We start from the raw sequence: 22,964 nt of genomic DNA, 5'->3' as shown, positions 1-22,964 counted from the left end.
CCTCGTTAAAGACGGGAAAACCCTTTCAGGCGATCGTTACGTTGTCATGCGGCGTTGTCCTTAGAGTGGCGCTCCTGCAGGGGTTTCCACAGCTTCTTGCCGGTTGATAGCCCCTTTTGCGCTTCTGCAGTAACAATTCGAGAAAGCGCGATATCGCATCATTCTCATTGCCGAACACCTCGGTCATCTCCCCGCCAGCCTTGCCGATCCGTCCCCAGCTTCGCACGACGGCTATTTCGCCAAAAAGGGTTGGCCGGATCGCAAGCGCGTAATATCGGGCCATGTTCCTGTTGGCGTCGATCCTCTGGCAATAAAGCTGGTAGTGGTGTGTTCCCATCCCCGCATGATCGGCGATGCTCGCGATCTGGTCCAACGAGACTTATGAATCGAAAGGTCGCTTCCGATTCATTTCTGTGATGGATGCCTGTTGCGGTTTCGGCAGTGTCCGATCATCCTGACGCTCAAGCTTCCCGGTCTGAACGGTACGTCCGGGCGCGATCGTCGAGGTGAGCACAGCCGGTAAATCAGATGGCGAGCTGTCTTCGCTTCCAATCGTCAGTAGGTCCATGTTCAGGCATCGCATGTTTTCGAAAAAGGAGGATCAAATGGCACCCTTTGAGGAAGCGGCGGCCGCGACGACTACGATACAGGAGCATCTGTCATCTACACTGGAGAAGCATTAGGACGGGTTGAGCTAGCACATCGTGAATTCTTCGGTGTCCATGCTCATCCTTCAACGAGACACAACGACCTGATCGAAGCGCTAGAAGGCGATCGACGCGGCACTGGCGCTGATGAAGGCAACGAAATGGCCAATAGAAGCCGAATACGGTCCGCAAGAAAACGCCTGGGCCGTCAAGGTCCCAGCTTGGCAAACCTGTTGGGCCTGGCGTGCATATCCATGTCCTTCCGCCTGAAATAGATCGCCCGCCCGCAGCGGATCGGACTATGGCCCTGGACGATAATGATCTGCTCGTCCTTGCGCATAGATTGGGTGATTTCGTGCGGCATTATCAACGGGCGGCGCTGGAAATTGATGTTTTCTGATTTGAGCGATGCGCTGTTTTTCGCACCCCAGCCGAGATTGCGAGAACTGCCTTTGACTTCGACAGTCATTTCTCCACATTGGGCTGAGACGTTGCGGGCGGTATCCAGTGCCTTGATTGCTGCGTAGCTCGCGAAAGCGCAGCCGTCGATCCATGAGACCGCGCCGTCCTTTCCGAAGTGCCGTTCCAGTTGCCCGACGGACTGGTACATCAGCATCATGCTGACGCCATACTTGCGACCGCGATCGCGAGCCTCTTCAAGCACGCGCATGTAGCCAAGCAGATCGACTTCGTCCAAAATGAACAACGCTCGCCTCGTGAACGCACCATCCGCTTCGACCATCGCGTTGATCAGCGAGCCGATGATCACCCGACCGATACCGGGATAGGACCGCAGGATCGATGCGGGGATATTGATAAACACGTCTTTCTTTCCGCCAGCGATCTCGCTCGATTTGAACGTGTTGCCGCAAACCAGTGCCGCGTAATTATCGAGCGACAGCCATTGCGTATCTTTCGATGCCGTCGAATAGACGCCTGAGAACGTTTGCTCGGTCATGTTAACAAAAACGCCGAGCGTTTCGCGGATGAAGGCGGACGTGGAGTGTTCCTGTACGTCGCGCAGCATGGCGAGCACGGAGGTTTCCGGCTCGGAGACGATCTGGCGCAGGCTGCGCAGGTTTCGCCGTCCTGCATATTCCGGTGACAGCATCACATGCGCTAGAAGACCAGTCAGCAGATTGTGCGCCTGCGATTGGAAGTAAGAGCCAGTCGACGATTCGAAGCGCAAGCTTTCCGAGAGTAACATGTGCGCAATGCCGACAATGTCCTCTTCCTTTTTTAGCGAGTGCTCGATTCCGTCGAGCACGTTAAATCCCATGACCGGATTTGCCGGATCGAGCACAACAACCTCTCGGTTGAGTTTATCTCTTCGGTGGTCAACGACCATCGGGGCCACCTCGGTGGACGGATCCAGGCAAATGAGGGGACCCGTATATCTGAGCGCCGTCGGCACGACGTTGCTGGTGGTCTTGAAGCCACCGGAGCCCGCGAAGAAAAGCATGTGAGTCGAATCGAAATCCTGGGAGTAGGTCAGCAGCGGGGCTTTGCCACCACGTCCCCAGGTGGCCGGATCGTTCGGATCGAACGGCAACTCATGGACGAGTTCCTTGTCGACCCTGTAGCGCTCGCCGATGACGATTTCGCCATCATCGGGAAACAGCCGTGCCGCCGCCGACATCGGCAGCCAGTCTGCATCTCCGAATGTTCCGCGCCTGGCGCGCGTCACCTGTTCGGGCACGACGCTGGAGATGCGCGCCGCGACCGCGGCCGCCATGAATCCCATCGCTGCGCCAACGACCGCAATCATGTCGACGAATGATAGCGCCTGATCCCAGGTCAGCACACCGCTCTCTACGAGCGGCTGAAGCCGACCGAACTCGCGCATCCCGTAAAAGCCGGCCACCAGGAAAAAGCATAGAAAGCTTGCCAATGCCACGGGCCTTCGCCGATGGAGGGGCAGCGCCCAAACTGCCAGCAATCCAGCCAGCGGCCCGAACAAAAGGACGGGCAACGGTGACGCCCGAAGGAACCAGTATTGCGTCTTGCCTGTGATGCCGGCGGCCAATTCAGGCCAACGCCAGTGGGCGACGTAAAAGGAAAATCCGGTGACGGCGATGGGAATGGTGATAAGCAACAGGCTCGGATGCTGTTTGGCCTTTCCCTTCATTCCGCCACCTTCAAAAAGCGTTCTAACCCGCCGTTGGATGCCGCATCCCTGAAGGCCAGCTCTCCGATATCGCACAGACGCCGATGTTCAGGTGTCCCCTGCACGACCCGCTTCATTTCGAGAAGTCCGCCAAGCAGGAAAGCCCGATCGGCGTCCGACAGGCCCGCGCGAACGACAATGTCACCGAGCAAGAACTTTTCTCTCGCTCCCTTCTTTCGGTCAGATGTCATGAGGAACCTCCGTTTCCGAACCAGTCGCTCCATTTGCCTGTCCACGCGGCGAAGCAGGTGAGCCAGCGGCTTGCTTCTTCTCGCCGTTGCGAAATCGCGCTGCGATCTCGTCGAAGATGCGATCCACCTCCTCGTCAGCGATCTCCATCTCCGCCAATCCCGACTTCGTCGCCGCACGCGCGAAACGATCAGCTGATTTTACTATTAAAGTTTTTCTTCGTTCGCGAAGCTTCTCGATTTGAGCATCAATATCCATGAGCGCAGGCTTGGTAGTCATAATTGAGTCCTCTCAACCTCTTTGGAAATTTCTATTCCGTCATTTAACTGACTAGAAAATGTTAGTCAAAAGCACTACCGTACACAAGCCCCCAAACGTCTGTATTGGAAATCCCAGCTGGGCCGTCTTCCGGAAAAGCAGCATCGGTCTTGTCAGGCCGATTGATTTGAGGGCGCAATATACGTCGCTGACGCGACGTGCCTGGAAGGACTGGAGACGTCAGTGGCGATCATGTTCGTCAGAGCGCAGGTGATCAGCAGGGGAGCGGGACGCAGTATCGTTTCGGCCGCCGCCTATCGTCATCGGGCGCGGATGATGGACGAACAGGCCGGAACCTCCTTCAGTTACCGTGGCGGCGGCGCCGAACTGAAACACGAGGAGTTGGCGCTGCCGGACCAGGTACCGGCCTGGCTGCGCGCGGCCATCGATGGGAAGAGCGTCGTTGCGGCCAGCGAGGCTCTTTGGAATGCAGTGGACGCATTCGAAACTCGTGCCGACGCGCAGCTTGCCCGCGAGTTGATCATCGCGCTTCCGGAAGAGTTGACGCGATCAGAGAACATCGCCCTTGTGCGCGAGTTCGTCCGGGACAACCTGACGTCCAAGGGCATGATCGCCGACTGGGTTTATCATGACAGGCAAGGCAATCCACACATCCACCTGATGACCGCGCTTCGACCTCTGACGGAACAGGGTTTCGGGCCGAAGAAAGTGCCGGTGCTTGGCGCCGACGGCGAGCCGTTGCGGGTCGTCACGCCGGACCGACCGAAGGGCAAGATCGTCTACAGGCTCTGGGCCGGCGACAAGGAAACCATGAAGGCATGGAAGATCGCCTGGGCGGATACGGCCAATCGGCATCTGGCGCTTGCCGGCCATGAGATCCGCCTCGACGGGCGTTCCTATGCCGAACAGGGGCTCGACGGGATTGCCCAGAAACATCTCGGGCCGGAAAAGGCAGCGCTTGCCCGCAAGGGTGTCGCGATGCATTTCGCGCCGGCCGATCTCGCGCGCCGGCAGGAGATGGCCGACCGGTTGCTGGCCGATCCGTACCTACTCCTGAAACAACTCGGCAACGAGCGCTCCACCTTCGACGAACGTGACATCGCCAAGGCACTGCACCGCTACGTCGACGATCCCGCTGATTTCGCCAATATACGTGCCAAGCTGATGGCCTCCAATGACCTCGTGCTGTTGAAGCCGCAACAGGCTAACCTGCAGACCGGCAAGGTGGCCGAACCTGCGGTCTTCACCACACGCGATATCCTGCGCACCGAATATGACATGGCGCAGTCGGCGGAAGTTCTGGCCCGGCGCAAGGGGTTCGGCGTCGCCGCGGCGAAGATTGCGGCGGCTGTCAGAACCATAGAAACCGCCAATCCGGAAAATCCGTTCACGCTTGATCGCGAACAGGTGGAGGCTGTCCATCATGTCGCCGGCGACACTGGCATCGCCGCTGTGGTCGGGCATGCCGGTGCGGGAAAATCGACGCTGCTTGCCGCGGCGCGCATCGCCTGGGAGAGCGGCAACTACCGCGTCTTCGGGGCGGCGCTTGCTGGCAAGGCGGCCGAAGGGCTTGAGGATAGTTCCGGCATCAGATCGCGCACGCTCGCCTCATGGGAACTAGCCTGGGAGAACGGACGCGATCTCCTCGACCGGCGGGACATATTTGTCATCGATGAAGCTGGCATGGTCTCGTCGCAGCAGATGGCGCGTGTGCTCAAGCGCGCCGAGGAGGCTGGAGCCAAGGTGGTTCTGGTCGGCGATGCAATGCAGCTTCAACCAATCCAGGCCGGCGCAGCCTTTCGGGCGATTTCCGAACGGATTGGTTCTGCCGAACTTGCCGGTGTGCGGCGCCAGCGTGAAGAGTGGGCGCGAGAGGCCTCCCGTCTTTTCGCCCGCGGCAAGGTCGAGGAGGGGCTGGATGCTTATGCGCAGCGGGGGCATATTGTCGAGGCGGAGAGCCGGGCTGAAGCTGTGGAGCGCATCGTTGCTGACTGGACGAGCGCTCGCCGCGACCTCATCCAGCAATATGCCGATAAAGAACAGTCGGTTCGCATGCGTGGTGACGAACTGCTCGTTCTCGCCCATACCAATGACGACGTAAGGCGGCTCAATGAAGCGCTGCGCAACGTCATGAAAGATGAAGGCGCCCTGACCGTCTCTCGTGAATTTCAAACGGAACGAGGCGTGCGGGAGTTCGCCGTCGGCGACCGGATCATCTTCCTCCAAAACGCCCGGTTCCTCGAGCCGCGTGCGCAAAAGCTTGGACCCCAATATGTCAAAAACGGCATGCTCGGCACGGTCGTCTACACCGGCGACACGCACGGCGACCCACAACTATCGGTCCGTCTCGATAATGGCCGGGATGTCGTCATTAGCGAAGACAGCTATCGCAATGTCGATCACGGTTATGCTGCGACCATTCACAAGTCCCAAGGTGCGACCGTCGACAGGACATTCGTGCTCGCAACCAGCATGATGGATCAGCACCTGACATACGTGTCGATGACCCGCCATCGCGACCGGGCCGATCTTTATGCCGCTCGCGAGGACTTTGTGCCGAAGCCGGAATGGGGGAAAAGATCCCTGGTTGATCACGCCGCAGGCGTCACGGGCGAGCTGGTCGGAACCGGCAATGCGAAGTTCAGGCCGCAAGACGAGGATGCCGATAAAAGCCCCTACGCCGATGTGAAAACGGACGACGGAAGCTTGCATCGGCTCTGGGGCGTAAGCCTTCCGAACGCCCTGGAGGAGGCCGGCGTGTCGGAAGGCGACACGGTGACGCTGCGCAAGGACGGTGTCGAACGGGTGACGGTGATGGTGCCCGTCATCGACGAAAAAACGGGAAAGAAGAGGCTCGAGGAACGGACGGTCCATCGAAACGTCTGGACTGCCAAACGGATTGAAACGACAGAGGTTCGCCGGCAGCGCCTCGAGGAGGAGAGCCATCGGCCGGAACTGTTCAAGCAACTGGTGGAGCGTCTTGGCCGCTCCGGCGCCAAGACGACGACCCTCGATTTCGAGAGCGAGGCCGGCTACCGGGCGCACGCCCGCGATTTTGCCCAGCGTCGCGGTATCGATACGCTCTCTGGGGTCGCAGCCTGGATGGAGGACGGAGCGGCGCGGCAGCTGGCGTGGCTGGCGCAGAAGCGCGAGCAAGTGGCGAAGCTTTGGGAGCGGGCGAGCGTGGCGCTCGGCTTCGCGATCGAAAGCGAGAAGCGTGTTTCCTATAGTGAGGAACGAGCCGAAACCCGGACGGCAAAAATTCCGACGGATCGACAATATCTCATCCCGCCGAAAACATTGTTTTCCCGTAGTGTCGGCGAGGATGCCCGCCGAGCGCAGCTTCGCTCGGATCACTGGAAGGAACGCGACGCCATTCTTCGCCCAGTCTTGCAAAAGATCTATCGCGATCCCGAAGGTGCGCTTGCAAGACTGAACGCGCTTGCCTCCGACGCGCGGATTGCGCCCCGCGAGCTTGCCGACGATCTTGAGGCCTCGCCGCAGCGTCTCGGCCGTCTGCGTGGATCGAATCTTCTTGTCGATGGCCGCGCGGCCCGCTTCGAGCGCGATGCGGCGGTGTCGGCCTTGTCCGAATTGCTGCCGCTGGCGCGTTCCCATGCCACAGAGTTCCGCCGCCAGGTCGAACGCTTCGGCATGCGAGAGGAGCAACGGCGCGCGCATATGTCGTTGTCGATCCCGGCGCTTTCCAAACCGGCTATGGCGCGCCTTGCCGAAATCGAAGCCGTACGCGAGCGCGGTGGCAAGGATGCCTACAAGACGGCCTTCGCCTACGCGGCGGAGGATCGCCTTTTTGTTCAAGAGGTGAGGGGGGTCAACGACGCTCTCAACGCTCGCTTCGGCTGGTCCGCCTTCACCGACAAGGCAGACACTGTTGCCCAGCGCAACATGATCGAGCGCATGCCGGACGACCTTGACCTCGACCGGCGCGAAAAGCTCAATCGTCTTTTTGCCGCCATACGCCGCTTTGCCGAAGAACAGCATCTTGCCGAAAGGAAAGATCGCTCCAGGATCGTTACCGGCGCCAGCGTCCTGCCTGGGAAAGAGACGGTGCCGGTGTTGCCAATGCTTGCAGCTGTAACAGAGTTTGAAACCCCGATCGACCACGAGGCGCGGGAGAGGGCGCGAGCTGTTCCTCACTACAGTCAAAATCGCGCCGCCCTTGCGAACGCGGCAGCGCGTATCTGGCGCGATCCGGCAGGTGCTGTCGGAAAGATTGAAGATCTGATCCTGAAGGGCTTTGCCGGTGAGCGGATCGCTGCGGCCATCAGCAATGATCCCGCTGCCTACGGCGCGTTGCGAGGCTCCGGCCGTATCATGGACAAATTGCTCGCTGTCGGCCAGGAGCGGAAGGAGGCTTTCCGTGCCGTCCCGGAGGCGGCAAGCCGTGTGCGGTTATTGGCCACCTCATTTAGGGCCGCATTTGATGCAGAGAGGGAGGCGATCACTGAGGAGCGCCAGCGCATGAGCATTGCCATCCCGGGACTGTCGCCGTCCGCCGAAGATGCACTGAGAGAACTCTCAGTGGCGATGAAGAAAAAGAACGGCAGGCTCGACGTCGCTGCCGGCTCGCTCGATCCCGCCATTAGTAAGGAGTTTGCAACCGTGAGCCGCGCCCTCGACGAGCGCTTCGGCCGCAATGCTATCCTGCGTGGAGAGCTGGATGTTATCAATCGCGTGCCGCCTGCTCAGCGCCGTGCGTTCGAGGTAATGCGGGAACAGCTGAAGGTGCTGCAGCAGGTGGTCCGCATGCAGGCAAGCCACAACATCGTAGCAGAGCGCCACCGGCGTGTACTCGACCGCGCCCGCGGCGTTATCCTCTTTAACCAATGAATGGCTAACACCTGTGCTGAGCTTGTCCCTCATGCTGTTCGCTTGCGGCAATGCGTTGCGTGGCCGGAAGATGGTCAGCCGGATCAGGAGCTTTAATGACCGCTTCGTTAGCTGGCAGTTCCAAGGGCAGTTATTCAACCCACTTTGATGGGTTGAATAAATTGAAAATATGCATTAATTGAACCATTGAAAGGGTCAATTAATGCGCCTAACGCTCCAAACCCATTTTTATGGCCAGTGGCATCACGCCGCGACGCTAGAACTTAAGGATGACGCGGCCGGCTTCCAGGGCGCGTCCATCGTCGATTACGATCTCGACTATTTCGTCACAGTTGCATCTGCGGAGTTCGCGGGTGGAAAAACGGTTCGCGACCATCGCGCGTTATCTGTCCGATATCCCGTTGATCTCGAAAATCGATATAGCCGCAGCTGGCCGCCCTTCCTCTTGGATCTTATGCCCCAGGGGCATGCAAGGCGAAAGCTTGCCGAGCATCTCAGTCTTGCTGAAGGCTCGCGCGCTTCCGATCTCCCGCTGCTTCTGCGATCGGCGACGGGCGGCATAGGCAATATCCGGATCAAAGAAGCGGCGGAGGCCGAGACGGACCGGCTGCGCGGTGTTGAGCGCCAAGGGGTTACAGAAGCGGAAATCCTTGAGCGCTCGGATCGTTTCATGGAAGTCGCCGATCGCTTCGGAATGCTCGCCTCTGGCTCAAGTGGCCTGCAAGGCGAATGGCCTAAGGTCTCGATGACCCAAGCGAAGGACGGTCTCTATTATCCCGACAGCTTTGTAACTGATGATGAGGCCGTGCGCCACGTCATTGTCAAGCTGGTCCGCAGCAACGAGCCCGTGGACCGCCTTATACTCGAAGGCGAAGCTCTCTATTCGCGGATCGCTCAAGAGATCGGCCTGAATGTGCACGAACCTTCGACCTATGCCGAAAGTGTCCTGATCATTCCTCGGTTCGACCGGAAGAAAAAAGAAGGTGGCGAAACCGTTAGGCTGGGCCAAGAAAGCCTGGTATCCGCGATCGGCGTTGCTGATTTCGGTCATGTCGGCTCGCACGAGGCCTACATCGACGTTTTGCGCCAATATTCTGCCAATCCCTTCGCGGACATTGTCGAATACCTGAAGCGGGACATCGCCAATTTGGCGCTCGGCAATCCCGATAATCATGGCCGAAATTCTGCACTGAGTAAGCACCAGGACGGCACGATCCGCCTGTCTTCGCTCTTTGATTTCGCGCCAATGCGGCTTGCCAAAGAGGGGATCGTTCGTTCCACCCGCTGGGCCATGATGCGGGACGGTGGTCGCGATCACCTTCCCGATTGGAAACGCATTTGCGCTGAACTGATCCCCGATCCTGATGAGCAGAATGCGCTCGCAGCTGAGCTTTCCGTGTTTGCCGAATACCTCCGGCAAACACCGGCTATGGCGAAAGATATGGGTGGGTCTCCGGAAATTCTAGAGCGTGCAATGGGACGCTGCATTGAAATCGCGGAGAGCGTTCTGGCGGCGTGTCAGTGATGCCGGAGGACATCTAAATGGCTCGATGGAAAAAGCCAACGAAAGAGGAAATTCTTGAGAACCGGCGAACACTGGCGGAACGCGCTCGGACTGGCGACTTGAGGTTACCTGAGGCTGTTGTTGAAATCCGAAGGGGGCTTGGTTTGACGCAGGACGAATTCGCCAAGACGCTATCGCTCACCAGGCGCCAAGTTGCTGAGATCGAAGCCGGGACGGCGAACCCAACGCTCGAAACTTTAGGGAAGATTGGCCGATTGTTAGGATTTACTGTGGGGTTTATTCCGAAGGCGCAATGATGGCTGAATTTTCTCGGGGGATGGGCGTTGGTACTACGCAAGGAAGCGACGGCGAGGATCAAAATCAATCGGCTGCTGGAGGCCGCTGGCTGGCGCTTCTTCGATGACAAGAGAGCGGTCCCGCGAATGTCGTTCTCGAGCCGAACGTCATGCTGAAGCCTGAGCACATCCAAAGTCTCGGTGCGGACTTTGAGAAAAGCGCGAAGGGATTCATCGATTTTTTGTTGCTGGGTAACGACGGCAAGCCGCTGATCGTCTTGGAAGCGAAATCGGAAGATAAAGATCCTCGTACATATATGACCGAGGCATCGAGGGAGGGTTGCACCCAGCCCCACCCCTCGACTTTGAGAGGTTCCGCGGTCTGCTCGAGAGTGATTGGGGCAGCCCGCAGCAGCGCACGGAGGTGCCCAGGCACATATTGCATGGCGCTGGTAAAAACCGTGGTTCGACAGCTACGACCTGGAAATTTTTCGCACTGATCCAACGGAGCTAGAGACCGTCATTCTCTCATGTCCGTTGTCGCGGTTCTAGGGAATTGCCCGGAGCGGGACTCTCGTGCTGGTAGCCATGTCATTGATCTTGCGGCGCTGGGTGCTATCTCCCACAAGCGACCCTCGATCACCGTTTGAATGCCGTAGAACGTGAGCAGGTCTCCAGCGGAGACCCTTACAAGGAGACCATCGTCAACGACCGTGATGATGGCACACCCATTTTCGAAATTCAGTTGCCTGCCGTTGCACCTGTCGGTTATCGACGAGCAGATATCTCGGCTCAGCGTGCAGATTTTATTCGCTACGGTGAGTGAAGCTTCTAGCTCGATGAAGGCCTCTGAGACATTTTGATACCCCATTTATCATTCCTCAGAAGTGTCTTCCATCCGCTTTGCCCAACATAAAACATAAGCGACGACCAACGGTGGTATGAAGGACAACATGCAGTTGGTCCGTATGATGGGAAATACCCACAACGGCGCTCCCTCATATGAGGGGTATTGATGCGATCGGCGTACCTCGCAGCTACACCGTGCGGCGGGCGGGATAGAATTTATCAGGATAACTTGGAAAGAGAGGTTCTGCCGATTCTTCAGAACGGGTTCCTCCTTCGGCCCCCAACGCTTGGCAGACCTTTGTCCAGTTCATGGCCGGGCAAACGAGACAGCAAGTGCGTAACGGCCGGTGGGTAGTAAAATGGCTGGCACCGCGGTTGCGCGGGGCTTGACGGTCAACACCCGCGTCACAAACATTTTCAATGACGCCGACCTGAAGGTCACCGGTCCCCGAGATGTCACGCGGTGATTTACGACGACAGACTTCGTGTTTGCTGTGTTGCGCGAGAATAAGGTCCGCACGTAGCAGTGCGTTCACGACTGTTCAGCAAACCAAAAACCCCGGCCTGCCGCATGCTACTTCGGATGTTCAGTTGCGGTGCTGTTTACGAGCCGGCCCTTTCGCCATATTGGATGCGAGCTGGCGGCCGATCTCGATGATGTCATCACGATTGGCGGTCGGGTCCTGGTTGCTCCAGGCGAGCCCAAGGCCGATACGCAGATCAATCTCCTCCACTGCCTTCAAACGAAAGTTTCTGTTCGGCAGGTTTGCCGCCCATTCCGGAACAAAGCCGACACCGACGCCTGCGGAGACGAGCGCGATTAGTGAAAGTGTGTCGTCGCAGGTATAGACGATCCGATCGGAGAGTTCGTGCTCGCGGAATGTATCGAGAAAATACCGCTCCGTGTAGGACAGGTTTGAACGCGAGAAGGAAATGATCTTCTGGCGGCGAAGGTCTTCCAGCGTGACGGTCTCGGCCTCAGCCAAAGCGTTTTCTTTGGAGACGGCGAGTAAATAGCGCTCCTCTGTTATTGCCTGCCATCGCAATGCGCCGTTGTTGTCCAAAGGCCGGACAAACCCGATATTGACCTGTCCGCGCTCAATGTCCCGTACGATGGATTCGGTTGTGCCGTTGCGGATATGAATGCGGATATCCGGATAACGTCGGCCAATTCGGGCAAGAAAATCGGGTAGAACACCGAAGGTCGCCGGGTGAATTGTACCGATGGTGATCTTACTGGCAGCCTTGCCCGCAACCGCCTGTGTGATCGCACAAGTTTCGTCGACGTCGCGAAGCAGTTGAACGCAACGTTCGTAGAAAACTGAACCTGCCGGAGTGAGTTGAACACGGCGTGTGGAACGGATTAGAAGGGGAACGCCAAGTTCCTTCTCGATCGCCTGGATCTGGGCAGTGACGGCAGGCTGGGCGAGGTTAAGCCGGATGGAGGCGCGCCCGAAATGCAGCTCCTCTGCGAGGGCAACGAATGTGCTCATTTGGCGCAGATCCATTTCAGTTCCTTCCGCCGCCGGCGCAATTAAGATCGAGGGAGGCCTCGAATACCAGGAAGGATAAAGTGGTTGAGCGCGTCGGTCCAGATGCGACATTGATAGGTTTGTACGATTAATGGTTGCTGAGCGCGGTTGAGCCTCGCATAATGTGGATGCAGGCGGATTGGGACTACGACAATGTGGAGTAGAAATCGCCTGTCGGTAGCGGTTAGAATATCTACCCAGAAGAATCGATGGTGAGGCCATGAAATCGGATATCGGACATCTTCCGCAGACAAAGCAGCGCGAACTGGAAAGGGTCGTCCGGATCATCCAAGAAGAGTTCGCCGGCATTGTGGAGCGCTCGAAGTCCGAAGCCAAGAAAGACGGGCGGATTTATAAAATCATCCTGTTCGGTTCTTACGCTCGTGGCACCTGGGTGGACGAGCCGCACACGTCGAAAGGTTATCGATCGGATTTCGATATTCTCGTCATAGTCAGCAACAAGGAACTGGCCGATCCCAAATACTGGGACAAGGCGACAGACCGGCTGATGTGGGATAAGGAGATCGAGACACCTGTCGGTCTTATCGCGCATGGCGCCCGCGAGATCAGCAACTTCTTGCATGACGGCCAGTACTTCTTCGTGGATATCGCCCGCGAAGGTGTTGTCCTTTACGAATTCGACGACCGGCCGCTCGCCGAGCCCAAGCCTCTCAGTCCTGCTGATGCACTCCGTGTCGCACGGGAGCACTTCGCTCTCCACAATCAAGAAATCGGCGACCTACTCGCAAGCGTTGGTTTCTTTCTCGAGAGAGGAAATCCTCGGCGGGCCGCCTTCGAACTCCATCAGGCGGTCGAGACGGCCTACAACTGCTTTCTCCTGACATTGACAAACTATTCACCTGCGTCACACAACCTCAAATTTCTGCGCGGGCTTTCGGAGGATCGTGATCGCCGGTTGGTAAATATCTGGCCGCGCGACCATCAGCGTTTTACGGCATGGTACAACATTCTCAACGAGGCCTACGTCAAGGCGCGCTATTCAAAGCGTTTCGAGATATCGGAGGAAGCGCTTGAATGGCTTCAGGAGCGAACCGCAGAACTTCACGCCCTGATCGAGACGCTCTGCCGCAGTCATATCGAAAGGCTGCACCAGACCGTGGAAAACGGGAGCTGAAGGCTGGGCTGTTTCGTCTGAACATCATGGGACTGTCCCGATTACTTGTGCGAGCGACCTAGTAAGTACGCTGACTGGCGGATTTCTTGCGAAAAATACAGCCCGGAGCCGCGCATGCTCGCGCAGCGTTGCTGGTTTAGTGCCGTCCTATGACTGTCCGGTCTCCGGCAGAAAAGCGAAGAAGGTGACGTTCGCAGAAGCCCGTCGACCGCGATGATTGAGATGGAATTGCCAACCAGCCACCAAGGCAAGTAAGACGGTATACGTAGACGTAGGGGCTGGCATCTGGTTGCACTTGCATTCGACGCTTAGCGAGTTCCTCTACAATAATCCCGTGATTCTGCTGGCAGGCATATGGTTATAAAAAAGTCGAAATAGAGACTTTCTGCGGTATAAATGGTCTGGAGTGGCATCCCAAGCCGGGCCGCTGATTTTTAACGAAATCAGCGGCTTATTAGATAATTGGACGTGAAGCTATTCTACATAATCATTAGGCTTTCTCAGAATGTGTCCAACAGCGCCTGTGCCCCGCTTAGCGTCACTAGTCGTGGAGTGCGCGACCAGTCCTAGGCATCTCCGTTTAGGTCTTTTTTATCAAGCTTGCTTTCAATCGAGAGAGGCTTGAACAGTTCGTTTACTCCTTTAAGCAGAGCTTCCTTTTTCGACTTGCCATGATGGAACCAGTAAATCCGGTTGATTGTCGAGATACCAAATACCATCCGCAGGAAGGGGGAACTGCCCAAGGATTTGCTTAGCTCACGAGGAAGGTTGCTTTGACCGATTGGGTCCATATCGAAAGCCCATGAGGCGCGAAAGAATTCTTCTAGGTCACTGGTGGTAGTTGACCGAGAGATGGGCGATATGAGAACGTTTGTTCGGCCTGTTTCGCAAAGCACTGCAAGCATGGTATGAATCGGATGGGCAGCCATATTGAACTCCCATTCCGATGCAACCATCTCAACATACTTCTCGAATTGCTCCTCTGCGCCGTCCTCATCGAACGTGATAGCTCCGCTTTCCCGAATTTTTGTGATGGCTTCCTTAACTGCGCTCTCCACATCAAACGAGGAATAAATTGTCAGAAGGTCAGTTGATATCAAGGCGGTGAGTTTGAGTACTTTCTGGATCACTTCTATTTTGTCTGTGTCCAACATCTTTTCCGCCGCAGCGCCCAACATGACCACGGCTGCGAAGAACCTAGTGATCGCAATGTGCTCTGCTTGAAAAGATTCTGGGTCGGAAATGTCGATGCTCTTGGCAGTGCTGCTGCGTGCGATTTCTGACTGGACGTCCAATTTTGCTTGCTTCTCGCTTACAAGGCTTGTCACCTCTAGAAGTTGTTCTGCGACCTTTGTAAGTTCTTCAGACATTTTAGAGAAGTCCAGCGTGCGACTTAACAGTTTACTTCTATACTTACCATCCTCAATCTTTGAATTGTATTTGCTAATCTTCTCTTCAAAAAAGGAAATTGACTCGTCTAATTTTTTCGAAATTAGCGAATACAAAGATGGATCATTATTAAACTCTGAAAACAGATCGAAGGTCGCGTAGTCAAATTTACTTTGATTGAAATCAAAATATTTTAGTCCTTTCGCGCCATTTGCTACGAGACCTTTAGCCAGCATATATGTCCTGATAACGGGAACGGCGATTTCTGCTTTCCCACCTTCGAAGGCAATGATGCCCTTATCCACGAACACGCCAATGAATTGCTTGGGTTCAATATCAAAGCCCATTTCTTTCGCATAATTCTCAACGTGCCGCTCCAACCCGTCTTTGTCGTACTGAATTTTTTCGCTGTAGATATTTACCGCCAGCTGAGCGAGGAAGCGCTCTCGGGTTCCGCGCTTCAGTTTTACCCGAGAAGGGTCATCAGCAACGAGAAGAGAGAGAAGACCGGCCACCGCAAGCTCGATTAGCTCTCCGCGTTGATTGGCGTCGATGAAAGATACAACCGTGTCTTTTTGTATTGAAACCAAGAAGGTCGGGTGGACTTTTAGCCTGTAGTTCCTGAAGGTGGACATCAGCCTCGCGGCCACCATTTCCGCCTCGTCCATAGGCATCCCAAAGTTGTTCTGAACGTATCTCGTTACGGAGGTGAAAGAGATGCCTTCGACTTGGAATACCTCAGGTGAAAAGTGCTGTTCTATTTCGTTCTCTACGACGTTTGTCTCATTGCGATCAGGAAATAGGACTATCGTCGCGTTTTCGAATGTTGAAGCTTCTTTTGTTAGATATTGCGCTTTTGATTTTGAGCCAAGCTTGACGTCGAGGATTACAAAAACGAGGTGATGGATTTTCGAATTCTTGGCAAAAGCCAAGCCCCTTTCATCAAGTTGAGCATCAAGGTTGTTTTTAGGAGGTCCAAATTCCAACCACTTAACGAATACGGGAATCGTGTAACGATTGTGAAGGGTTGCCTCGGTCAAAAGATGACCGAATAGCCAGGGTAACGCCGCGTCAGGGTAGTGGTTTGGAAGTTGGATAAGCACGCGGTTATTTTCTGACAAAACTTGTTCGATTTCGAGCTCAGGTGGGCGCTTACTGTTCTCGGCATCAGAAAGAGTTCCGATATTCCTCAAACGAGGTACTGGCATTTTTTGTTCGTTTTCGAGGGTCTTGAAAACAAGGGAACGCTTAGTCAACTCATCCTTTATGATTTTTTCGTTTGATGAAATAGCGGCAGCCTGAGGATCTTCCTTTACCGCAATCTCGGAAGTGGGTTTCAGTTTGACGCTATCTAACATCCTACCTAGGTTGTGAAACAGAAATAGTGTGGCGTTACTAGCAGCAATAGCGCGAAAAACATTTTTAAACTCGTTCTCAGTAATCTTTTTTTGCTCGTCAGCAGTGTCCGAGATTCCTCGAATAACAATATTCGGCAGATTGGGAATGGTGCTGCATGCCCGTGCGAAGCCTGCGCTTTCTGTATCTACACAGGCCATTTTGCGCCCGCACTCTTTCACATCCTCAACGGCTTGTGAGTCCGCTAAAACCATGTTGGTCGAGGCCACCTTACCGCTGTAGGCTTCTGGGGTCCAAAAATGTGACGTAGGATGCCCTAGGGAAGTTGTGCTGATGCCTACGAGTCTTCCCTCGTTGACAAGAGCGCATGCTTTTTTCCATGCGCTGTAAGGCGCCGCCCCGGTCGCGCTGAGTCTTGAGCGGTCGAGCGATTTGGCTATCGCTTCAGTACTTGGATAAGGTTCTGGATCGTACCTAATGCGTGTGACGCCTTTGACCTTCTCCTGTTTCATTCGCTGAGTTAGATCAAGCACCTGCCGCGAATAGAAGACGTCCCCTAATTTTGCGTCGCTAGATATTCCTCCCGCGATGCCGATACAAACTGCCATGTCGCAGGTGTAAGATTTCAGCACCTCATGCATAACCGCATACGCGGCATCGTTTCCCCACTCGAAGCCAACTACAATGAGAACCTGCTTTCCATCGCTCATGTTTGAAAGATAACCGGTATAGCAATCGCCGTTTACATCGGTCTCAGGCTTGAAACGTACTTGGAGGCTCGAGAACTCTTCCATCAAAGGCGTATAAATTACTGCGCTAACATGCATCATATAATCTCCAAGCGATTCTTCTGTAAGTTGTATATAATATTACTCTTCTAGCAAGCCACCCGTTCGCCCCCGTCTTCCAAAAGCAAGGGAGTTGGGGATTGCGAAAGTTAATGACACACGTGACAGACCAGCCCTGCGCTACTTCCATACCAGACCGGACTCAGCTGTATCGCCCATAGGGTTTCAGCGAAAAACTGTGATAGTTGACTCTTTCTTAAATGAGAACATTTATAGAACAAACGAGAGGGAAGCCGATATGTCAGACGCCGAAAAGATTATCGTGGTGCAATTCAAAAAGGGGCGCTACGGGATCATGCGGGGCGATATGCGCCCCGCAAACAACGCGGCATCCGCCGAGAAAATGGCGAGCGCCATGTCACCGCGCCACATCGGCGTTGCGGCATATGCCGTTACCGTTGACGAAGAAAGCGGCAGCATGGCTAACCCTCGTCTGCTTGTCCAGCACGGGCAAATCGCCGACTTGATGCCAGACTAATTTACCGGCGCGGGGGCGGGAATCTTTTCACTACAGGTGAAACTTTGCGGCTCTGAAACAGGAAGTTGGAAACGTGCGCCCGAACGAGATCAAACAGCCGGACGACATTGCCGCCTACTTCATCCAGGGCCATGACGGAAACGCTGTTGCCGCCGTGGAAACGCTGCTTGACGAAATTCACCATCTGCAAAATCAGCTATCCATGGCTGTCACACCGATGGGTCGGGGATACACACGCGGATGGAAGCCGAGCGCCGAGCGGGAATGATGCGACATCGTCGCGGTATCGATTTGACCGGCGGCAATAACTACAACATGCCGCCGAGACCGACCGGTATCTTTGTGCCACAGCGGGACCACTCGGCGACCTTGGCCGATCTGCCGCAATGGTATGTCATAGGGGCGCAATGTTGGCACTGCAAGCGCGTCGGCATGCTGGATAGGTGGGCGCTACAGCGGTGTTATGGGAAATTCCGGCCGATCATCTCCATGGAGCCGCTGTTACGGTGCCTTGGCTGCGGCAATCGCGAGAAAAACAGTTTTGTTCTTGCGCGCGCGAAGAGGGATCGGCCCTGACCTACGAACCGAAGCCCGGCACCAACGGTTATTTACGGGTAGAGTGTTACAACGTGACCGCCTACTGCACCAGTGCAACCGCGTCGTCAAAGTCGATCTGGAGAAGATGCCGACCGAACAAAGCTATATTAACAGGCGCTGGCGGTGCCAGTATTGCCACGGATTGGACAGGCCAACTTAAGCCCGGATCATTCGCCTCGCGATACACCAGCCGCTAACCAACGCGACAATTAGCACTCGCGCAGAAGAGCAGGCCGGCGGGCGAATGGCATCGGTGGTTTTGGACTGTTTACCCGGTTGGTAAGACCCTGCCATAAGAAAATGTGCGTGACATAGCCGTTTCCCTGTTCAAAGCGGGCCTGCTCTTATGCGCACGCAAGAAAGTCGAGGATGACTCTTTTGAGCATAACGGCCCAGCCCTGTCTGTAAGCGGACCGTTTTGAGCGGCCTAAAGAAGCTAATCGCGCGCCGTCTCTTTTTGCTTTTCCGTTCTTAGGCGCATCACTTTGATCGCACGCTCCCCGACGTCCGTGTAACTGAGAATCCGCCCCTCCGGATCAGCTTCGTCCTCGATTAAGGAAGGCACCCCCATTGCCGAAATAACTGAATAAAAAAGCCGGGTCGCGGTAACAATTACATAATCGAATTGGTCGTCTGTCTCGGCGGGAGGCGGTAGGGCTATGAACGTAGTTTTCTCTTTGCCTCTGCAAATGGAAATTTCGTCAGACTGAAGTAGCGGCAGACCATGCTTTGCTACCTCGTCAACGTAATCAGCGTTATCTAGGAATGGTATCGCTCTCCACACGCCTGATACTTTTATCTTCGCGGAAAATGGACCACTCCAACCAAACTCGGCCGCCAACTCTTGCATTAGGCTCATCTGCCCAAGGAGAACATAAAAGAGTAGGTTGAGGTCGAGTATTCTTGGCGTTTTATAGCGCTGCTGACGGCAAACCTCTAGGAACCGGTCGGTGTTTACATATCCTTCGAAATGGTCTCGTAGACTTTTTAGATCGCGCCCCGAGAACATTGACAGCGGCACTATAACCTCCGTCTGAAGGTCGTTTGTGCACTTCCATGTCAACCCCATGGCCTCAGGGTCTTCATTTGCTACTTGCCTCGCTATGAAACCATCGACAGTTTTGAAAACGTTCATGTAGGGCGTGCGGAAAGCGCCCTGCCTGCTGAAAATATCCCTTACTGCTCGAAGAGATACGTCTTTGAGCAAGGGATGGTCGCGCCAAAAGTCCGCTACCAGGAACAAGCGCAAAAAAGGCGCATTTTTTTCACCCTCGGATGTTTCGAGGTCTTCATCGATCCAGCTAGCGTACTCATCCAGAATTTTATCCGACCGCCTCCAAAGTTGATCGAGCAAAAAGCGATCAGTTTCTTCCTTGGGCTCAGAACCGTCACCGACCCTTCGGTAAATTCTTCCATCCTTGTGCACGAACGGAGCCGCAGGACCCCAAGGGACATGTACGACAATGATGCAGCGATCAGGCGCCAAACCGATGGCATCCACTGGACCCGCCAGAGATTTCGCCTGAAAAAATGGCGTTGGCTGAGCGTGGTTAGCGACCGCTTGTCTTATTCTTTGAAGAGTGGCGTCGGCCTGCTCTGACGGGATTCCCGAAAATGCACCTGCGACGGGTTCTGATTTTGACTTTTCGTCTATGCCGTAGAAGACCCACCCGCCATAAGTGTTTGCAAGGGCGGTGATTGATTTTGCGACAGCGTTTGCGTTAGCCGGCTCACGTTTGTATTCGACGTACCACCCCTCTGCGACATTTCGCAATACAGCCAGGTCTTCGGCTGTCACGTTCTCAAATGGGGCGTTGAAAGGGTTATAATCGTACTTCACTTAGCCAGCCTCCGTTTTTGGCCAATACTAAGGTGGTCACCCAAAATAGCAAATGCGTCAACCTTGACGCATCAAAGTCATATATGAAGCATTATACTTTGTGTCTCGCCAACCAACGCAGAAGATTGTCAGGCGTAAAGAGACTGTGCCGTCAGGAAACCTTAACATTCTTCCGCCCGTATCTACATATAATCGATTTTTTCAATGGGCGATGGACAATGGGTTGAGCTATCCAGAGGCCCTCAAAGAACATATGGACCGTGAAAAGGTGGATTGACGCATCTGCGTCGACGCGCGTCATACAAAAAGGCCGCTTAGTAAGCGGCCTCTTTTTTGGTTATGGACTATTCTACGTCGAGCGAGACGTCTTCAACCGGCACACCAAGGGACGAGGCAATATCCTCCTGAAGCTCTCGTTCAGTATGATAGTGCCTGCCGGCGTCAATCCCAAGCTGGGCGGAGGCATCTTTGCCGTCTTCGTCCAAGATTTCAACAACTTGAAACGTGCCGCTAGCGCCAATCCGTTCTGCAGTTTCGGTGTCAGTTAATACTTCAAAATGTGGCATATCGATTTTTCTCTTATCAGTTATGGCATTATCGCCTGTCGAATATTTATGATCGACAAAGCCAATTTTCACCGGTGATTGCAAAAAAAATCCAGTTAGATCGAGCGGGACAATCCGAAAGCGAGATATGCTTTGTAAGCAAAAAGCTTACGCTACCCCTTGATGTTTGTAAGCAGATAACTTACATTCGCTTCCATGGGGATCAACACGAAAGGGCATGAAATGCTTCGGTGAAAACAAGGATGCTAAGAAATTGATTAAGACCTTTAAGAGCAAAGCGTTGCTCGAACTGTTCGAGGAAGGGAAGACATCTAAGATCGATAAGAAGATGCATAAACGCATCCTCCTTAGATTAGACCGGCTAGAACAAGCAGCCACGATTAGCGAAATGAAGCTTCCCGGCTTTGACTTCCATGCACTCAAGGGTTTCGACCCGACACGATATACAGTTCATATCAACGGGCCTTGGTGCATAACATTCGAATTTGAGGATGGTGACGCATTCAATGTTGATTTTGAGCAGTATCATTAAGGAACCTGTGCCAGCCGGATAAGTTTTCGGCTGGCACCAAAAAAGACAGAAGTGAACACACAGCAAGAGAGATTGGAGACGAGAATGGCTTATGAGGTAGAGAGGCGTGCTATGCGGTGCCCTTCTCATCCGGGCGCATTACTCAATGATATCATCCCGGATACAGGGAGGACTAAGGTAGAGATAGCAAATATGCTGGGGATTTCCCGACAGCAGCTATATGACATCGTTAACGAGAAGAAGCCGATATCGCCGAATGTCGCGGCGAGACTGGGCAAGCTGTTTGGAGACGGAGCCGCCATTTGGCTCAGGATGCAGGCAGCTTACGACGCGTGGCAGGCTGAACATAACATCGACTTAAAAGACGTACCCACTTTGGAAGTCGCCTGAACACGACAAATAGAGAGCCAACAAGAAAGCCGCTCAGCTTCATGAGCGGCTTTTTGTATCTTGGCGTCTACCGGCGATTGCTCGTCACTTTTTGCGTACGAGAACGTTCACAGAACAAAAAGGAAGGATCAATGCCAGCGCCGCTCCTGAAATCATCCGAAATTCAAATGACAATCAGGAAGCCACTAAGCTGGCCGATGCTGATTTGCCATCAAGGTGAATGGCAGGTTTGCTACAAAGCAAAGGGGAAACTTGACTGGCAAACGATCACCGCGTGGGTCTACGGGCGGGAAGCGTCTTCTTTTGCGAAGTCGGGCAGGAACAGCATATGGTGGATTTGCCAGACCCCAAAAAGGTGCCTTTCTTCGACACCAAATTTCCTTTCACCGTCGATGAAATCACGGGCGACGGCTTTCGAAGAAAGGAGCTTGCCGGCGCTGGCAGCATTATGGCGGCGAATGCCGCTTACCAGGTCTTCATACACAATATAGACGGCATCGTACGGTTGAGGCATGGCGGCCGAATAGTGCGGAGATCCGATGAAGAAAAATAGTAGCTAGAAATCTAGGTTATCATCTGGCGAGACCGACAGGAGCGCTTCGTGCGCTGCATCGATAAAGGCCGCCCGCGCATCTTCTGCCGATTGACGTGCCCCCAACAAATTGGGCCATTTTGAACTGGAATTTTCCACTTATGATCCATGAAGGGAAGAAGAGGAGAATTCGATGAAGGCGTCCAAGTTTTCGGAAGCGCAGATCGCATTTGTGTTGAAGCAGGGCGGAGGATGGAACACCGATTGGTGAGGTGTGCCGCAAGGCGGGCATTTCGGATGCAACGTTTTACAATTGGTGGATAACGGTAGTGAGTTTATCTCTCGTGATCTCGAGCTGTGGGCCCTTCACAAGGGTGTCATGCTCGACTTCTCCCGGCCTGGCAAGCCGACGGACAACAGCTACATCGAGAGTTTCAATGGCAAGTTCCGCGCCGAGTGCCTGGACGCCCACTGATTCATGAGTCTTGACGACGCGCGGGCAAAGATGGAGGATTGGCGTAGAGACCACAACGAGTTCCGGCCACACAGCGCGATCGGCAACAAGGTGCCGATTTTGCTCATGAACGGCTCATCGGCATCAACGCCGACCTGAGCCATAACCCCGGAAAATTCCAGCTCCCGCTGGCCCAAAAACGGGGAGCACCTCAAAAAACCGCTGGAGCGAACTCAAAACTGGATAAAACTTGGGGGCAAGGTCAGAGTATTTAATATCGCTCACCGAGGCAGACCCAAGGCGGATGCGCCAAAACGCCTACGACTATGCGTCTCGATCTGATTTGGCCCAGCACTTCAAAGCTATGTGGAAGGGGTGGCAATTCGTAAGCGGCAAGCTGACGCCGTTCAGGCCTTGTAGCTCCACGGCATAAGAGTATGGATTTCGCTGCTAGGCCAGCCATTTGCGAGGCGCTCGAGCGTCTGCGTCAGCCAAGCCTGGGGATCGACAGAATTCATCTTTGCAGTCTGCAG

At 54.8% G+C, this 22,964-nt stretch carries 19 protein-coding genes and 2 pseudogenes; 10 read left to right on the top strand and 11 right to left on the bottom strand.

Annotation, left to right across the window (positions count from 1 at the left end):
• Nucleotides 1-25 precede the first annotated feature (25 nt).
• The 4 genes from AC1DCP_RS25665 to AC1DCP_RS25650 all read right to left on the bottom strand — a co-directional run bounded on the left by AC1DCP_RS25665 (nucleotide 26) and on the right by AC1DCP_RS25650 (nucleotide 3,282).
• Nucleotides 26-337, bottom strand: coding sequence for a WGR domain-containing protein (locus AC1DCP_RS25665; protein WP_013637338.1), 312 nt, complete (start codon nucleotides 335-337; stop codon nucleotides 26-28).
• Between the two features lie 518 nt (nucleotides 338-855).
• Complete coding sequence (traG, locus tag AC1DCP_RS25660) at nucleotides 856-2,775, bottom strand: Ti-type conjugative transfer system protein TraG (protein ID WP_025591417.1); 1,920 nt, start codon at nucleotides 2,773-2,775, stop codon at nucleotides 856-858.
• Complete coding sequence (locus tag AC1DCP_RS25655; RefSeq protein ID WP_020811899.1) at nucleotides 2,772-3,005, bottom strand: conjugal transfer protein TraD; 234 nt, start codon at nucleotides 3,003-3,005, stop codon at nucleotides 2,772-2,774. Before AC1DCP_RS25655 ends, traG begins: the two co-directional genes overlap by 4 nt.
• A complete protein-coding gene (locus tag AC1DCP_RS25650) occupies nucleotides 2,995-3,282 on the bottom strand; it encodes a TraC family protein (RefSeq protein WP_020811898.1) in 288 nt (95 codons plus the stop codon). The genes AC1DCP_RS25655 and AC1DCP_RS25650 overlap by 11 nt, the downstream gene beginning before the upstream one ends.
• A gap of 222 nt (nucleotides 3,283-3,504) precedes the next feature.
• On the opposite strand from AC1DCP_RS25650, the gene traA reads away from it, so the two are divergent.
• The 3 genes from traA (at nucleotide 3,505) to AC1DCP_RS25635 (ending at nucleotide 9,954) form a co-directional block, all read left to right on the top strand.
• On the top strand, nucleotides 3,505-8,133 hold the full coding sequence (gene traA, locus AC1DCP_RS25645) for a Ti-type conjugative transfer relaxase TraA (protein WP_476774816.1): 4,629 nt from the start codon (nucleotides 3,505-3,507) through the stop codon (nucleotides 8,131-8,133).
• A gap of 202 nt (nucleotides 8,134-8,335) precedes the next feature.
• Nucleotides 8,336-9,658 (top strand): type II toxin-antitoxin system HipA family toxin, encoded by a 1,323-nt coding sequence (locus AC1DCP_RS25640; protein WP_080850448.1) that lies wholly within the window; start codon nucleotides 8,336-8,338, stop codon nucleotides 9,656-9,658.
• 17 nt (nucleotides 9,659-9,675) lie between these two features.
• Nucleotides 9,676-9,954, top strand: a complete 279-nt coding sequence (locus AC1DCP_RS25635) for a helix-turn-helix transcriptional regulator (protein WP_476774815.1) — start codon at nucleotides 9,676-9,678, stop codon at nucleotides 9,952-9,954.
• 499 nt (nucleotides 9,955-10,453) lie between these two features.
• On the opposite strand, the gene rctB is transcribed toward AC1DCP_RS25635, so the two are convergent.
• Together rctB and AC1DCP_RS25625 are read right to left on the bottom strand one after the other, a co-directional pair.
• Nucleotides 10,454-10,804 carry an SMa0974 family conjugal transfer regulator gene (gene rctB, locus AC1DCP_RS25630; protein ID WP_419462740.1) on the bottom strand — a complete coding sequence of 117 codons (351 nt, stop codon included), beginning with the start codon at nucleotides 10,802-10,804 and terminating at the stop codon, nucleotides 10,454-10,456.
• Nucleotides 10,805-11,369: 565 nt separating this feature from the next.
• Nucleotides 11,370-12,290, bottom strand: coding sequence for a LysR substrate-binding domain-containing protein (locus AC1DCP_RS25625; RefSeq protein ID WP_174041440.1), 921 nt, complete (start codon nucleotides 12,288-12,290; stop codon nucleotides 11,370-11,372).
• A gap of 244 nt (nucleotides 12,291-12,534) precedes the next feature.
• Between AC1DCP_RS25625 and AC1DCP_RS25620 the strand changes: the two genes are divergently transcribed.
• Nucleotides 12,535-13,449, top strand: coding sequence for a nucleotidyltransferase and HEPN domain-containing protein (locus tag AC1DCP_RS25620; RefSeq protein WP_174041404.1), 915 nt, complete (start codon nucleotides 12,535-12,537; stop codon nucleotides 13,447-13,449).
• A gap of 566 nt (nucleotides 13,450-14,015) precedes the next feature.
• Here the strand turns inward: AC1DCP_RS25620 and AC1DCP_RS25615 are convergent.
• Nucleotides 14,016-17,024 (bottom strand): 5'-methylthioadenosine/S-adenosylhomocysteine nucleosidase family protein, encoded by a 3,009-nt coding sequence (locus AC1DCP_RS25615; RefSeq protein ID WP_476774814.1) that lies wholly within the window; start codon nucleotides 17,022-17,024, stop codon nucleotides 14,016-14,018.
• 256 nt (nucleotides 17,025-17,280) lie between these two features.
• Between AC1DCP_RS25615 and AC1DCP_RS25610 the strand changes: the two genes are divergently transcribed.
• Nucleotides 17,281-17,520, top strand: coding sequence for a hypothetical protein (locus tag AC1DCP_RS25610; protein WP_174041406.1), 240 nt, complete (start codon nucleotides 17,281-17,283; stop codon nucleotides 17,518-17,520).
• Between the two features lie 73 nt (nucleotides 17,521-17,593).
• Nucleotides 17,594-17,788 (top strand): hypothetical protein, encoded by a 195-nt coding sequence (locus AC1DCP_RS25605; RefSeq protein ID WP_174041407.1) that lies wholly within the window; start codon nucleotides 17,594-17,596, stop codon nucleotides 17,786-17,788.
• 765 nt (nucleotides 17,789-18,553) lie between these two features.
• Here the strand turns inward: AC1DCP_RS25605 and AC1DCP_RS25600 are convergent.
• On the bottom strand, nucleotides 18,554-19,957 hold the full coding sequence (locus AC1DCP_RS25600) for an RNA-binding domain-containing protein (protein WP_174041409.1): 1,404 nt from the start codon (nucleotides 19,955-19,957) through the stop codon (nucleotides 18,554-18,556).
• A gap of 344 nt (nucleotides 19,958-20,301) precedes the next feature.
• A complete protein-coding gene (locus tag AC1DCP_RS25595; RefSeq protein WP_174041410.1) occupies nucleotides 20,302-20,607 on the bottom strand; it encodes a hypothetical protein in 306 nt (101 codons plus the stop codon).
• A gap of 169 nt (nucleotides 20,608-20,776) precedes the next feature.
• Between AC1DCP_RS25595 and AC1DCP_RS25590 the strand changes: the two genes are divergently transcribed.
• Both AC1DCP_RS25590 and AC1DCP_RS25585 read left to right on the top strand, forming a co-directional pair.
• Nucleotides 20,777-21,055, top strand: a complete 279-nt coding sequence (locus tag AC1DCP_RS25590; RefSeq protein WP_174041441.1) for a type II toxin-antitoxin system RelE/ParE family toxin — start codon at nucleotides 20,777-20,779, stop codon at nucleotides 21,053-21,055.
• 84 nt (nucleotides 21,056-21,139) lie between these two features.
• A complete protein-coding gene (locus AC1DCP_RS25585) occupies nucleotides 21,140-21,445 on the top strand; it encodes a HigA family addiction module antitoxin (RefSeq protein WP_174041411.1) in 306 nt (101 codons plus the stop codon).
• 280 nt (nucleotides 21,446-21,725) lie between these two features.
• Here the strand turns inward: AC1DCP_RS25585 and AC1DCP_RS25580 are convergent, their stop codons facing one another.
• Nucleotides 21,726-21,929: a hypothetical protein gene (locus AC1DCP_RS25580; protein WP_476774813.1), complete on the bottom strand. Its 204-nt coding sequence runs from the start codon at nucleotides 21,927-21,929 to the stop codon at nucleotides 21,726-21,728.
• Between the two features lie 241 nt (nucleotides 21,930-22,170).
• Here AC1DCP_RS25580 and AC1DCP_RS25575 point away from each other — a divergent pair.
• Both AC1DCP_RS25575 and AC1DCP_RS25570 read left to right on the top strand, forming a co-directional pair.
• A pseudogene (locus AC1DCP_RS25575) lies at nucleotides 22,171-22,294 on the top strand (transposase); the annotation flags it as partial.
• Nucleotides 22,294-22,590, top strand: a pseudogene (locus AC1DCP_RS25570) (integrase core domain-containing protein); the annotation flags it as partial. The pseudogenes AC1DCP_RS25575 and AC1DCP_RS25570, both read left to right, overlap by 1 nt.
• 248 nt (nucleotides 22,591-22,838) lie before the next feature.
• Here AC1DCP_RS25570 and AC1DCP_RS25565 read toward each other — a convergent pair.
• Nucleotides 22,839-22,964: transposase domain-containing protein (locus tag AC1DCP_RS25565; RefSeq protein ID WP_476774823.1), on the bottom strand; the 126-nt coding region annotated here is incomplete at its 5' end.

It is taken from the genome of Agrobacterium sp. 10T429 (assembly GCF_056393925.1).
The sequence above is the reverse complement of the archived record's forward strand: the minus strand, read 5'-3'. Positions and strand labels throughout refer to the sequence as shown.

What these genes read in the sequence shown, in the direction of transcription:
- AC1DCP_RS25665 (WP_013637338.1), bottom strand. Translation starts at nt 337, where the DNA reads ATGGGAACACACCACTACCAGCTTTATTGCCAGAGGATCGACGCCAAC.
- traG (WP_025591417.1), bottom strand. Translation starts at nt 2,775, where the DNA reads ATGAAGGGAAAGGCCAAACAGCATCCGAGCCTGTTGCTTATCACCATT.
- AC1DCP_RS25655 (WP_020811899.1), bottom strand. Translation starts at nt 3,005, where the DNA reads ATGACATCTGACCGAAAGAAGGGAGCGAGAGAAAAGTTCTTGCTCGGT.
- AC1DCP_RS25650 (WP_020811898.1), bottom strand. Translation starts at nt 3,282, where the DNA reads ATGACTACCAAGCCTGCGCTCATGGATATTGATGCTCAAATCGAGAAG.
- AC1DCP_RS25640 (WP_080850448.1), top strand. Translation starts at nt 8,336, where the DNA reads ATGCGCCTAACGCTCCAAACCCATTTTTATGGCCAGTGGCATCACGCC.
- AC1DCP_RS25635 (WP_476774815.1), top strand. Translation starts at nt 9,676, where the DNA reads ATGGCTCGATGGAAAAAGCCAACGAAAGAGGAAATTCTTGAGAACCGG.
- rctB (WP_419462740.1), bottom strand. Translation starts at nt 10,804, where the DNA reads ATGGGGTATCAAAATGTCTCAGAGGCCTTCATCGAGCTAGAAGCTTCA.
- AC1DCP_RS25625 (WP_174041440.1), bottom strand. Translation starts at nt 12,290, where the DNA reads ATGGATCTGCGCCAAATGAGCACATTCGTTGCCCTCGCAGAGGAGCTG.
- AC1DCP_RS25620 (WP_174041404.1), top strand. Translation starts at nt 12,535, where the DNA reads ATGAAATCGGATATCGGACATCTTCCGCAGACAAAGCAGCGCGAACTG.
- AC1DCP_RS25615 (WP_476774814.1), bottom strand. Translation starts at nt 17,024, where the DNA reads ATGATGCATGTTAGCGCAGTAATTTATACGCCTTTGATGGAAGAGTTC.
- AC1DCP_RS25610 (WP_174041406.1), top strand. Translation starts at nt 17,281, where the DNA reads ATGTCAGACGCCGAAAAGATTATCGTGGTGCAATTCAAAAAGGGGCGC.
- AC1DCP_RS25585 (WP_174041411.1), top strand. Translation starts at nt 21,140, where the DNA reads ATGGCTTATGAGGTAGAGAGGCGTGCTATGCGGTGCCCTTCTCATCCG.